Below are 12,599 nucleotides of genomic sequence, written 5' to 3' on the forward strand. Positions count from 1 at the left end.
CCCGTTCCTATCGGAGTCACCGGAGCCGGGACGTGACCCGGCGCCGCACGCCTGCGCGCCACCCGCGCCAGGTCCGTGGCATCGCCGATGTGAATGGCCGCTCGCCCTCCCGTCGGGCGCGGCGACGTGCCCAGACGGCCTCCGCCAGCACGGGCGCGCGGTGTACGGTGCGGGGTCCGGCGGCGCTCGGTGCTGGGCGCCTCCCCTCCTTCCGCAGCGCATGGAATCCCGCGTCGAATCCATCCTCGCGCACGTCCGCGAGCACGCCGAGAACCGCCCCGGGACCTACCGCATGCTGGGGCCCTCGGGAGAGGTGCTCTACGTGGGCAAGTCCGTGCGGGTGCGCACGCGGCTGCTCTCGTACTTCCGCGCGGACGAGGGGGACAAGGCGGCGGAGATCATCTCCCACGCGCACCGTATCGAGTGGGAATACACCGCCAGCGAGTTCGCCGCGCTCCTCCAGGAGTTCCGGCTCATCAAGTCGCAGCGGCCCCTCTACAACGTGGAGCACAAGCGGGACCGGGGCTACTGCTTCATCCACCTCACGCGCGAGCCCGTGCCCCGGCTGCGCGTGGTGGGCCGGGCCAACGGAGAGAGCGGCGACTACTACGGCCCCTTCCACGGCCGGAGCGCCGTGTCCGAGGTGGTGCGCGCGGTGAGCGACCTGCTGGAGCTGCGCGACTGCGCCGCGGACACGCCCATGCGGCTGGCGGACCAGTTCCAGCTCTTCCCGCTGAAGCAGGAGCCGCTGTGCATGCGCGGCCAGCTGTCACGCTGCCTCGCGCCGTGCGCCGGAGGCTGCACGCATGCGGAGTACCACGAGCGCGTCACCCAGGCGCGCGCCTTCCTGGAGGGCACGTCGGACACGCCGCTGCTGCTGCTGCGCGAGCGCATGGCCCTGGCCGCCCGCCGCCTCCAGTTCGAGTACGCCGCCGAGCTGAGGGACCGCGCCGAGCGGCTGGAGCAGATGCGCGGCTGGATTGTGGAGCTGGGCCGGATGCTCAAGCGCCTCTCCTTCGTGTACACGGTGCCCGGCCACGGCGGGGAAGACCGCACCTACGTGGTGCGCCGGGGCAGCGTGCGGGACGAGCTGCCCACCCCGAGCACCAAGGAGGAGCACGCGCACGTGGAGGCCCGGGCGCGCGCCATCTTCGAGCGCCCCGAGCCGGAGACGCTCGGCCTGCGCGCGCACGAGGCCCAGGAGGTGATGCTCATCGCCCGCTGGTTCCGCCTGCACCCCGAGGAGCTGGAGCGCACCCTCCCCTCGAGCCAGCTGCTCACACCGCCGGACGCCTCCACGCCCACGCCCTGAGCACCACCGTGGCGGGGTGCCGCCATGCCGTTCGTATGCTCCCGAAGAACTTCACGCGTGGACGGTACGAGCGGAACAACCGGTGTCCGTGCGCGGGGACGTCGCGGGTCTGCATGTCAGGGACACACCGTATGACTGTCCATACCGGCACGTCCGCACGGCTCCACCCGACAGGGTGGGGCGTGGACTTCACCGCACCCGTGCTCCAGTGTGCGCGGCGACAACCACTCCGTTACTGAGGGGGGAAGCAGACATGAAGACCCAGCTTTCGACCATGGCCCTGGTGGCCGCCCTGCTCGCATCCTCGGCGGCCTCCGCGGCCGTCACCGTGCGCTACTACAACCGCGACTCGCGCGACCACACCTGGTCGGCCGTGTGCAGTGGCGTGAAGACCCGCGTCACCTTCGGCCGCAGCCAGACGGCCTCCGTCACCATCCAGGGCTCCGGCCCCTGCACCGTCCAGACGGACGCCGGCGCCGTCGTCCTCCGGGGCGGTGAGGATCTGGACATCAAGGACGGCAAGGTCCAGGTCAAATAGGCCAGAAACCTTCGAAATTAGTCCAAATGGCCTCGGACTTAGCCCAGGCCATTGAAAATTCAGGGCAACCGACTCATACTGCATTGCGTCAGTCTTCCGTGTGGAGGCGCAATGAGGAAGTGGTTGGCGGTGGCCCTTCTGGTCGGTGTGGGTGTGGCGGGTCTGCTGGTGACTCCGGCGGCGCAGGTGAAGCAGGGCGGGCCCATCAACACGGCGGACACGGCGTGGATCCTCACGGCGACGGCGCTGGTGCTGTTGATGACGCCGGGCCTGTCGTTCTTCTACGGCGGCATGGTGCGGCTGAAGAACGTGGTGTCCACGCTGCTGCAGAGCTTCATCGCCATGGCGGTCATCAGCCTGCTCTGGGTGGTGGTGGGCTTCAGCCTGGCTTTCGGTGACAGCTTCCACGGGTTGATTGGCGACCCGCGCACCTTCTTCATGTTCAGCGGCGTGGGCGGTGAGACGCACCCGGACCTGGCGCCCACGATTCCCCTGCTGCTGTTCGCGCTGTTCCAGCTCAAGTTCGCCATCATCACCCCGGCGCTCATCACCGGCGCGTTCGCGGAGCGGGTGCGCTTCAAGGCGTACGTGCTGTTCATGGTGCTCTTCACCCTGGTCATCTACGCGCCGCTGGCGCACGCGACGTGGCACCCGGAGGGCATCCTGCGCAAGTGGGGGGTGCTGGACTTCGCGGGCGGCACGGTGGTGCACATGTCGGCGGGCTTCGCGGCGCTGGCGGGCGCGCTGGTGCTGGGGCGCCGCAAGGTGCACCTGGAGAACGCGGCGCACACGCCGGCCAACATCCCCTTCGTGATGCTGGGCACGGGCATGCTGTGGTTCGGCTGGTTCGGCTTCAACGCGGGCTCGGCGCTGTCGGCCTCGTCACTGGCCACGCTGGCGTTCGCCACGACGAACACGGCCTCGGCGGCGGCGATGCTGGGGTGGATGGCGTTCGACTGGCTGCGCGGCCGCAGGCCCAGTGCGATGGGCGCCTGCATCGGCGCGGTGGTGGGCCTGGTGGCGGTGACGCCGGCGGCGGGCTTCATCACGGTGGGGCAGAGCATCGTGGTGGGCCTGGTGGCCAGCTTCGTGAGCAACGCGGCGGCGCACTTCAAGAGCCGCACGGCCATCGACGACACGCTGGACGTGTTCCCCTGCCACGGCCTGGGCGGCGTGGTGGGCATGGTGCTCACGGGCGTGCTGGCCAAGGACGTGGGCCTCATCTACGGAGAGACGCGCACCTTCCTGATGCACATGTTGGCGCTGGGGCTGGTGTCGGTCTTCTCCTTCGTGGGCTCGTACCTGCTCTACAAGCTGGTGGACCGCATCGTCCCGCTGCGCGTCACCCACGAGCAGGAGGAGCTGGGGCTGGACCTGAGCCAGCACGGCGAGACGGTGGGTGAGCTGAACGTGGCACCGGCGACGGCTCCCGCGCCCGCTGCCGTCGCGAGCGCGGCCACCGCGGAGACTGAGCCCGGAAGCGCTTCCGTGCCGCTGCCCGCCTGACCTCGGCATCCTGAAGCGACGCCTGGCGCCCGTGCTTCCCTGCGAAGGGAGCACGGGCGTTCGCGTTGGAAGGCGTCCCGGATGGCCAGGGCAATGAACCGTCCTGTTCACGGACGCAGGGAGCCCTCCCAGTCAATGGCACCAGGCCCGCTGTGACTCCACCCTGGGCCAGGGCGTGAAGGGAGGCAGCACATGAGGGGATGGTGGCTGGGATGTGCCGCACTTGCGGCGGGGTTGCTGGTCGGGTGCGCGGGAGGCCTGGACGAGCAGGCAGGCTCCACGGAGGTCCACGAGGAGTCAGGACGCGGCGAGCCGGGAGACGTGAGGGCGCAGTCGAAAGACGATGAGCGGGAGGTCTACGACGAGACCTTCGGCCGGGGAGCAGGCCCGGAGTGGAGCCACCGCCGCGTCTCCCGGACGCCCAAGGGCGGGCGTCAGTTCCTCGGCCCCTTCAGCCAGCAGGAGGTGACGCTCCGTCTGGACGACCTGCCGGCACATGACGAAGTCGAGGTCAGCCTGGACCTGTTCGTCCTGAAGTCGTGGGATGGCAACGACGCCACGAAGGGCCCGGACCGCTGGGTGGCGAGCGTGGATGGTGGCCGCGTGCTGCTGGACGCCACCTTCTCCAATGACGCCGCGCCGTACGACGCGCGGTACTCCCAGTCGTATCCGGGGCCGTACCCCGGAGGCAGCTACCCAGGGCTCACGGGCGCGGAGGAACGGGGCACGCTCGGGTACCCGGACGAGTCCGGCTACGGCAGCAAGGGCGACTCGCTCCACCGGCTCACCTTCACGTTCCGGCACACGGGGGGCGAGCTGACGCTCCGCTTCGCGGACCCGCCGCGCGGCGAGGCCAACGAGCAGTGGGGCGTGGACTCGGTGAGCGTGAAGGTCCGCAAGAAGAAGGGGGGCGACCTGCTGGTCAGCAGTGGCCTCAACGCCAGCGTGCTGCGCTATGACGGGGACACGGGCGAGTTCGTCGGCGTCTTCGTCGCGCCCGGCGCCGGTGGGCTCATCAACCCGCAGGAGCTGGTGTACGGGCCGGATGGAAACCTCTACATCGCCAGCTTCGATACCGGTGAGGTGCTGCGCTACGACGGGAAGACGGGAGCGTTCATCGACGTGTTCGTGCCCGCGGGCAGTGGTGGGCTGGGCGCACCGGGCGGACTCATCTTCGGGCCGGACGGCAACCTGTACGTCGCCGACAGCTTCTTCGGCACCAACAGCGTGCTGCGCTACGACGGGGACACGGGGGCCTTCCTCGACGTGTTCGCGACGGGCGGCGGCCTCCTGGTTCCACAGCGGATGGCCTTCGACAAGAAGGGGAACCTGCTGGTCGTGAGCATCGTGGGCAACAACGTGGTGCGCTACGACGGGGACACGGGGGCTCCGCTCCCGGCGCCGGGACAACCGGGAGCCATCTTCATTCCGGCCATCGAAGCGGTGACGATTGCGTTCGGCAGGGACGGCAGGGTCTATGTCGGCACGAGGGACGACGACGTGCGGCGCTACGACGGGAAGACGGGCGCCTTCATCGACGTCTTCGTGGAACCGGGGAGCGGCGGGGTGAGCGACGCCCTCGACCTCGAATTCGGGCCGGACGGCAACCTGTACCTGCCGGACTTCCTCCCCGGCACGGTGCTCCGCTACAGCGGGAGGACGGGTGACTTCATCGACGCCTTCGTGCCGCCTGGCAGTGGAGGGCTCGGGTTCTCCGTCACCCTGACGTTCATGCCCAAGAAGCGCTCCCGGTCGCATGGTGTCGCGCCGAGCCTCTGAGCCCTACGGTGAGTACGGAGCGCGCGCCAGGACCCGGCCGTCTGGCGAGACGGCATAGAGCTCGAACCAGTCGGTCTCCGTACTGAATCCGGGAGGGGCCACCCAACCGCACCTGTCCATGCGTTGGTCGATGCGGACGAAGTACAGGTCTCCCTCCTGTCCAACGATGACGTCCAGCCCCTTGGGGGAGTAGCCACACTTCCCCGCATATTCCTTGGGGAAGCGCGCCAGCAGGTGCTGAAGCGCGGCATGAGCGGCAATCACGGCGGGGCCGTCCAGCGTGGCCAGCGGGCGCAGATTCTCGGGCCAGCGGATGGGCTCCGCCGCACCGGCATCAGGAACTCCGCGTCCCCCAGCCACGCCTGGCAAGCCGGGCAGAGGGGCCGCCACGCCTCCATCCTGCCGGGAGGACACAGCTGGGGAAGTGACAGGTCCCCCATCAACCAGGAGTGAAACGAGCAGGATGGCGTAATGGGGTCTCAGCATGGAGCCCTCTCGGGAAGGCACGGCTTAATACCAATCCGCCAGCTCGGGCTGGCACTTCGGCGGAAGCGGTTTGGGATTGAGCATGTTGGAAGTCTGCGGCTTGCAGGTTGCCTGGAAGGCCCACTGCCCCTGCTTCTCACTCCACCTGAAGACTTCGCCTGCGGAGTTCCATTTGAAGAACCGTGGCTCGGTCAGATGCCCCGTGGCGAGCCAGGCCCAGGCGGGGATGGGCTCCCCATGCGCATCGAGCACCGGCTCGCCACTGGGGGAGGTCCCGTATCCCACCACCATCCAGACGCCCTCAGGCGATTTCATCGTGGGAAAGGTCAACAGGTCCCGGCTGCTCGCGAAGAGTCCGCAGGGATGGTTGTGGGCATACCCCAGGATGGGCAGCCCCCTCCCGAAGTCAGTGTCGTCGACCCCGCCGAATGGGGGTTTGCACGAACTGTGGGCATCCACCACTTTCCGGGTGGGCCAGGTGACACGCCAGTCTTGCGGCGTCTTGTAGATTGCCACGCAGTATTCAGTTGCCTCCGGGCGCGGCCGGCCACTCGGGTCGCAGGCATCAGCGGCTCCGGGAAGCGCCATCAGCGCTCTCAAGGTGGGCAATACCAGGTCGTCAGGAACGCGGGCCGGGTCCGCGAGTACCGCGGGCACGCTCGGCCATGGCCCTGGAGCCACCGCCAGATTGGGGTCGCCCTCCAGGGTAGCCAGCTCACTCTGCAGATAGTAGAGCCGTGCCTTGGTGCAGCTCAGCATGAGCATGACCAGGGAGAGAATGACGAGCCATGAATGGCGTCGCGCCGGCTCCGCGCGGACAGATGGCGGCATGGCTCGGACCATAGCCGCTCCGTCCTCCCCGCTCAGCCGCTCTTCTTCGCCGCCCGCCCCTTGCGAGCCCCCGTGCGAGGCGCCGGGGTCTCCGGCATCGGCCCGGTGTTCGGACTCGCCCCCGCCTCGGGAGTCGCCTTCGGCCTGCGCTTGATGCGGCGCGGGGGCAGCAGGTCCGGCTCTCCCGGCACCTTCTGCGCCATGAAGATGGCGGCATCGAGCTTGTAGAAGCTGCGCGCCCGGTACCACGCCAGGGCGGCCTCGTTGTTCTCCGCCACCTCCAGCACCAGGTGCGTGCAGCCCCGCGTGCGCGCCAGGTGCTGGAGCTGATCCATCATGAAGCTCCCCACCCCGCGCCCCTGGTAGTCCGGGTGCACGGCCAGCTCCTCCACGAACAGCGGCCGCATGCCCCGCTTCTCGAACCAGCGCGGGTTGACCCAGTTGTCGTCGCCCGTGGCCTCGAAGGCGCACTCCGAGTACCCGACGATTTCCCCGCCCACCTCGTAGAGCAGCTGCTCTATCCACTCGGAGGTGTAGACCTCCATGAAGCGCCGCTTCGAGCGGGGACGCTGGTACTCCACCGTCTCGCGATTCACGTCGCGGAAGACGAGCTTGAGGAACTCCCAGGTCCGGTTCAGGTCACGGCGGTGGATGCGGCGGACGCGCACCTCGAGCGTGTCCGGTGGCTTGTCCGTCGGCATACGCCTGCCTCCTTAGCAGGCTGGTGGAAAGCCACCAGCGCTTCCGTGGCCGGCCGGTCTCCCCCTCGGAAAGGGGGATTGGACGTCCAACCCGGACCTGAAGGTTCCCGTTTCCTGAAAATCGGCACCCCGCTCTCCGTCCGGCACCCCAGCCGGTGCGTTACGACATCGGGAGGGTTGCCTAGCAGTGGGGTAGGAGGATGGAATAGGGGCCACCACCCCTGGCAGTGAAACGCGAGCCCCAGCCCCATGACCCGACCCGACGGTGACCTCCGCATTGATGCGGTATTGCGGAACACGTACAGGATTGTCTCCCTGCTCGGCAGGGGAGGCATGGGCTCGGTGTACCTGGCCCAGCACCTGCGGCTCCCCGGCAAACAGGTGGCGGTGAAGGTGCTGCGCGGCGGCGACCACCTCACGCAGGAGATCCTCACCCGCTTCCGCCGCGAGGCGGAGATTGCCTCCCGCCTGGGCCACCCCAACATCGTCGAGGTGCTCGACTACGACACCCTGGAGGACGGCAACCCCTTCCTGGTGCTGGAGTTCCTGCGCGGAGAGAGCCTGGCGACGCGGCTGGAGCGGGGACGGCTGCCGCTGGACCAGGTGTTCTCCTTCACCCGGCAGATGGGCTCGGCGCTGCAGGCCGCGCACGGCGCGGGCATCGTCCACCGCGACCTCAAGCCGGCCAACGTGCACCTGGTGCCCACCGACTCCGGCGGCATCGTCACCGAGCGCGTGAAGCTGCTCGACTTCGGCATCTCCAAGGTCCTCAGCTCGGAGACGCTGCAGACGCAGGAAGCGACCATCATCGGCACGCCGCAGTACATGTCGCCCGAGCAGGCGATGGGCAAGAACCGCGAAATCGACGCGCGCACGGACATCTTCGCGCTCGGCTGCATCGTCTACGAGATGATGGCCGGCAAGCCCGTCTTCGGCGCGGGCGGCCTGGCGCAGATGATCTTCCGCGTCGTGTACGAGCCGGCCGAGCCCCTCGGCCCCCTCTGCCCCGAGGCCCCCGCGCACGCCGTCTCGGCGGTGATGAAGGCGCTCTCGAAGAGCCCCGACGAGCGCTACCCGGATGTGGCCTCCTTCGTGCTCGACCTCACGGGCAGCCCGCTCCACACGCTGTCCCCCGCCGCGGCCCAGCCGGTGCCCAAGGTCGGCCCCCGTCCGCCCTCGGGCATCGCCCTGCCCTCCAGCAACGCGGCGGACGTGGGCTCCGAGGGCTTCGACGCCACCATCGCCCCGGGCAGCGTGAAGAGCAGCGGCTCCGGAACGGGCGTCATGGGCCAGGTCCAGCCCGACGTGGGCTTCGCCGGTACGGGCCGCATGGGCCTCGTCCAGCCCGAGGCACCACCCTCCCCGGCGGGCTTCGCGAACACGGGCCGCCTGCCCGCGCCGAGCATCGACCCGCCGGGCCTGGAGCCCACGCTCATCTCCAAGCAGGTGCCCTCCGTCCCGGCGCCCGAGCGCCCGCCCCAGCCGGCCACCGCGCTGACGCCGCCCGTGTCCGCCGCGCCCCAACCCACTCCCGCGTCCGGCCCGCTTCCGGCCGTGGCGCAGGTGCAGCCGGCCCCGCCTCCTTCTTCGAATCGGGGGCTGATGGTCGCCGCGGCCCTGGCGCTCTTCGGTGCGGGAGGCGGCGTGGTCTGGTGGATGAACCGTCCCGAGACGCCTCCCACCGCCCCTGCCGCCGTCACCCCGCAGGCCACCGCGCAGCAGCCGCAGCCGGCCCCGAGCCCCCCGCAGGCCGCCGCGCAGCCGCAGACCGTCCCGGGCACCCCGACGACCACCGCGCAGGCCAACAACGACACGCAGCCGCCCCCCACGCAGCAGGCGCAGACCGTGGTGCCCACGGTGGCCACCGTCACCTCGGACAAGCCGGCCACCACCACGCAGCGCCCGTCGTCACGGCCCGAGCCGCGCGAGGAGCTGCCGGAGCAGGTGGTGCAGATGCTGAAGGAGGGCGAGAGCGCCCTCGCGGCGGGCAATGCCACGCGGGCCATCGAGCTCGCCCGCAGCAGCCAGCGCACGCAGAAGAGCAAGGCGGCGTACTCGCTGCTCACTCGCGCCTACTGCCAGCAGAAGGACCTGGGCGGGGCCAAGAGCGAGTGGCCGAAGGTCGGCCGCGCGGACCAGTCCCGGGTCAAGAAGTTCTGCATGAAGCACGACATCGAGCTCTGACAAACGGGCCCGCCTTCGCGGTGGGCCTCTCTGCCTCACGAGGTGATTCGCTTGAGAACCATGGTCGCAGTGATTGTCGCGGCGGTAGCGCTGGGGGCCACTCCCGGCCTGGCGGCGGCCCCCGTGGAAGCGGGCAAGGTGTACGTCGGCCCCGAGGGCGAGGAGGTCGCGGTGGTGCCGCTGACGCCCCGCTCCGAGAAGAAGTTCCTCCTGCGCGTGAAGGGCACGGGCTCCGAGTTCGACGGGAAGGTGTTCCCCTTCCAGCTCCGCGACTGGAGCACCAGCAGCAGCACGCAGGTCAACTACGTCACCCAGTGGCACGGCCGGGACTACGCGGCGCTGCACGTGCGTGACTCGCGCTACGACCTGTACGTGCCGGGCCGCCAGCAGGCCATCCGCGTCAGCTACGACGAGAAGCGCACCGCGGCGCTCAAGCCGGAGGAGGTCTACGCGCAGTACGACAAGCTCCAGAAGGATGGCACCCTGGCGAAGCTGATGGCCTTCGACCGCAAGGGTGAGTCGGCCCGCCACGACAAGGCCCTGGCTGAGACGCTGGTGGAGATGAACAACGCGTGCCGCACCTCGGTGCAGGCCTCCATCGACTGGAGCAGCGTCACCGAGGAGCAGCTCAAGGAGCTGAGCATCTCCGGCTTCTGCGAGCCTCCGCTCAACGCGCTGAAGGAGCTGTGCTCCGTCTCCAACGTCGCGAAGCAGACGGTGAAGGAGAAGGTGAAGCAGGTGAGCTGCCGCTTCGGCCCCGCGCTGGAGCCGAAGCTCGAGGCCGACCGCCTCATCTGGACGACGAACAAGGACGCCAGCAACCAGGACACGTACGCCACCGGGTTCTTCAAGAAGAACCTGTAGCCGGAGCCTCTCCAGATGAACTTCCAGCGATTCGCAGCCGTCGCGGCCACTCTCGCATGTAGCGCCTCCCTGGCGGCCGAGCCCGTCACTCCCCCCTGGGGCAAGGAGGAGAACCTCGGCCAGAAGATGCTGATGGAGGCCACCTCCGTCTGCACCGACGACAAGGGCCACTACATGGTGCTGGCACCCAAGGAGGACGACAGCGGCTCCGTCCTCTACTACGGCGACGGGAAGACCTTCGTCGAGGTGCCCCCTCCCGGCCGGTATGCCTCGGCGGGCTCCTTCCTGGAGCCGCGCTTCTTCAACAAGGACGCCAACCCCAACTTCCGCGGCATGGACTACCGGGTCATCTCCAACATCGACCTGGACAAGAAGGACAACTCCTGCGCGCTGCGCTGTGGCGAGCGGAAGATTCCCTTCACCCTGATGGACGGCGCCCAGGCGGCGGAGCTGCTGCGCAAGGCGTCGTACCAGCCCAGCCCGCAGAAGTACGTGCCCTACGTGCTGCTGCGCGACACGAAGGGCAACTACTACTTCGTGGACCGGGGCTTCCACCCGTCCGAGCAGAAGAGCTACCGCGTCTTCATCGGCCAGCGTGGCTCGCTGAAGCAGCAGAAGATGACCAACGTCGTCGCGGACTCCGAGGGTGAAATCTTCTCCACCAAGAAGGGCGACCTCCGGCTGGTGCTGGACAAGAACAAGCCCTCCATGTGGATCGAGAACGCCAAGAAGCAGCACGAGCTGCGCGAGGTGCCCGTGCAGGAGAACCTGCCGCTCATCTACAACGACCTGGGCGTGTACGAGGGCGTCAAGCTGGGCACGCCCTGCGACGACCAGTAGCCGCGCCTGAAGCCTGAGGCCCCGCGGGCCGGGCGGTGCGTCCCCAACCCGGGCGCGCCTCCCGGCCCGTGCCATGTCGGAGGCCCGCCCTTGCGCGGGCCGCGCGGTTGCGAGACCCTTCCTGCTTCCGCCGTGAGCCATCCCCGCTACTTCGTCCCCCATGCCGCCAGCGCGGCCGAGCCCGTCCAGTCGGTCGCCTCCGAGATTGCGCACGTGGTGGACGCGTTCCGCCTGGAGGCGGGCCACCTGCTGGAGCAGGAGTGGATTGTCGGCATCGACGCGCTGGGCAGCGTGCACGTGGTGCCCGCCAGCCAGCGGGACTTGCTCCCCGCCGCCACGCGCGCCCAGCTCACGCACCACGAGGTGGCCTCCGGCCGCACGCCCCGGCGCATCCACGCCGCGGAGCTGTACTTCTTCGCGGTGGAGCTGGTGGAGCACCCCTCCGACGCGGAGGGCTTCAACGACCCCGTGTACCTCTACGGCCACCTGTCCGGCCCGTGGCCCGGTGACGCGCCCATGCGCGTGCCGGGGCAGCTCACCGTGACACGCGGCGACGTGCTCGCCGGGCTCGTGCAGGGCGCGGCGGACGCCTTCCACTACGTGCAGACGCCGGAGAGCCCGTCCGCGCCGCGCGGCTACCACGCGCTGCTGCCCGGAGACCGCCCCGAGCGCCTCGCCGAGGGCCGCGGGCTGGTGCTCGCCTGGCCGGCGGTGCCGCCGGAGCTCCAGGTGGGCAACGCGTCCAACGGCCCCATGGTGGCGCGGATGCTCCACGACGTGCTCACCCAGCTCCAGGAGGACGCGAAGGCGAATGGCGGCCCGGCGCCGCTGGCGGACCTGGAGCTGCCCGTCCCCAGCCGCGCCATGGCCATCGCGGACCTGGAGCTGCGCGGCTACGAGGTGAAGGGCGACGTGGCCATCCTCCGGCGCAACCACCCGGGCCTGCTCACGCGCATGGCGGAGTGGCTGCGCGCCGAGAAGGTGAAGATTCCGCCCGAGGCCGGCGCGCCCGGCTTCCTCGACGTGGCCCGCGCCGCGCTCGCCGCGCTCCCCGGCTGGCCCAGTGAGACGGAGCGGGTGCTCCGCGGGCTCGTCCGGGCTGGCGGCGGCGCTCCCGTGCCCCGGGGCGGGCTGGCGGTGCCTTCGGCTCCGGTGCCCGAGTCCAGGCGGCCCCTGCCTCCCCGCGAGCCCCCGAAGCCTCCTCGCCCGAGCGACTGGATGCAGGACTTCCTCGACGCGCATGCGGCGTCGCACCCGGGGGGCCCGAAGCCGAAGCTCACCCGGGCGAAGTTCTCCCCGCCGCCTCCGCCCGCGAAGCCCGGCACGCCCTCGTGGATGGCGGACTTCGGCGCGGCGCCCGCCTCCCCTCCGAGCACGAGCCCGAGCCGTGAGCCCCCGGCTCCGGCGCCTCCCGCCCGCACGGCACCGAAGGCTCCCTCGCCCGCCGCGTCACCAGGGAAGAAGCCGGACTGGATGTCCGACTTCGACGACTGAGCGGCCCCATTGCGACGCCTGCCTGCGGGGGGCTACCGTCGCGCTCCACCATCAGGGGGAGCAC

At 69.9% G+C, this 12,599-nt stretch carries 11 protein-coding genes; 8 read left to right on the forward strand and 3 right to left on the reverse strand.

Translation table 11 applies throughout. The annotated features are described in order from the left end of the window. Positions 1 to 220 precede the first annotated feature (220 nt). The 4 genes from LXT23_RS29515 to LXT23_RS29530 all read left to right on the forward strand — a co-directional run bounded on the left by LXT23_RS29515 (position 221) and on the right by LXT23_RS29530 (position 5,135). Positions 221 to 1,312, forward strand: coding sequence for an excinuclease ABC subunit UvrC (locus LXT23_RS29515; RefSeq protein ID WP_253983683.1), 1,092 nt, complete (start codon positions 221 to 223; stop codon positions 1,310 to 1,312). Between the two features lie 253 nt (positions 1,313 to 1,565). After that, complete coding sequence (locus tag LXT23_RS29520) at positions 1,566 to 1,850, forward strand: hypothetical protein (protein WP_253983684.1); 285 nt, start codon at positions 1,566 to 1,568, stop codon at positions 1,848 to 1,850. A gap of 111 nt (positions 1,851 to 1,961) precedes the next feature. Continuing rightward, complete coding sequence (locus LXT23_RS29525) at positions 1,962 to 3,356, forward strand: ammonium transporter (protein ID WP_253983685.1); 1,395 nt, start codon at positions 1,962 to 1,964, stop codon at positions 3,354 to 3,356. A 192-nt stretch (positions 3,357 to 3,548) separates the two neighbouring features. Next, complete coding sequence (locus LXT23_RS29530; RefSeq protein ID WP_253983686.1) at positions 3,549 to 5,135, forward strand: Vgb family protein; 1,587 nt, start codon at positions 3,549 to 3,551, stop codon at positions 5,133 to 5,135. A gap of 3 nt (positions 5,136 to 5,138) precedes the next feature. Here LXT23_RS29530 and LXT23_RS29535 read toward each other — a convergent pair whose 3' ends face one another. From LXT23_RS29535 to LXT23_RS29545, 3 genes are all read right to left on the reverse strand, one after another. After that, on the reverse strand, positions 5,139 to 5,525 hold the full coding sequence (locus tag LXT23_RS29535) for a hypothetical protein (RefSeq protein WP_253983687.1): 387 nt from the start codon (positions 5,523 to 5,525) through the stop codon (positions 5,139 to 5,141). A 120-nt stretch (positions 5,526 to 5,645) separates the two neighbouring features. Further along, positions 5,646 to 6,464, reverse strand: a complete 819-nt coding sequence (locus tag LXT23_RS29540) for a hypothetical protein (protein ID WP_253983688.1) — start codon at positions 6,462 to 6,464, stop codon at positions 5,646 to 5,648. A gap of 20 nt (positions 6,465 to 6,484) precedes the next feature. Then, positions 6,485 to 7,153, reverse strand: coding sequence for a GNAT family N-acetyltransferase (locus tag LXT23_RS29545; RefSeq protein WP_253983689.1), 669 nt, complete (start codon positions 7,151 to 7,153; stop codon positions 6,485 to 6,487). Between the two features lie 249 nt (positions 7,154 to 7,402). Here LXT23_RS29545 and LXT23_RS29550 point away from each other — a divergent pair, with 249 nt between their 5' ends. From LXT23_RS29550 to LXT23_RS29565, 4 genes are all read left to right on the forward strand, one after another. Further along, positions 7,403 to 9,337, forward strand: coding sequence for a serine/threonine-protein kinase (locus tag LXT23_RS29550; protein WP_253983690.1), 1,935 nt, complete (start codon positions 7,403 to 7,405; stop codon positions 9,335 to 9,337). Between the two features lie 60 nt (positions 9,338 to 9,397). Next, positions 9,398 to 10,201 (forward strand): hypothetical protein, encoded by an 804-nt coding sequence (locus LXT23_RS29555; protein WP_253984007.1) that lies wholly within the window; start codon positions 9,398 to 9,400, stop codon positions 10,199 to 10,201. A gap of 15 nt (positions 10,202 to 10,216) precedes the next feature. Then, entirely contained in the window at positions 10,217 to 11,041 is an 825-nt protein-coding gene (locus tag LXT23_RS29560) for an immunoglobulin domain-containing family protein (RefSeq protein ID WP_253983691.1), read from the forward strand. 132 nt (positions 11,042 to 11,173) lie between these two features. Further along, entirely contained in the window at positions 11,174 to 12,535 is a 1,362-nt protein-coding gene (locus tag LXT23_RS29565; protein WP_253983692.1) for a hypothetical protein, read from the forward strand. Positions 12,536 to 12,599 lie beyond the last annotated feature (64 nt).

It is taken from the genome of Pyxidicoccus xibeiensis, from assembly GCF_024198175.1.
Classification (GTDB): domain Bacteria; phylum Myxococcota; class Myxococcia; order Myxococcales; family Myxococcaceae; genus Myxococcus; species Myxococcus xibeiensis.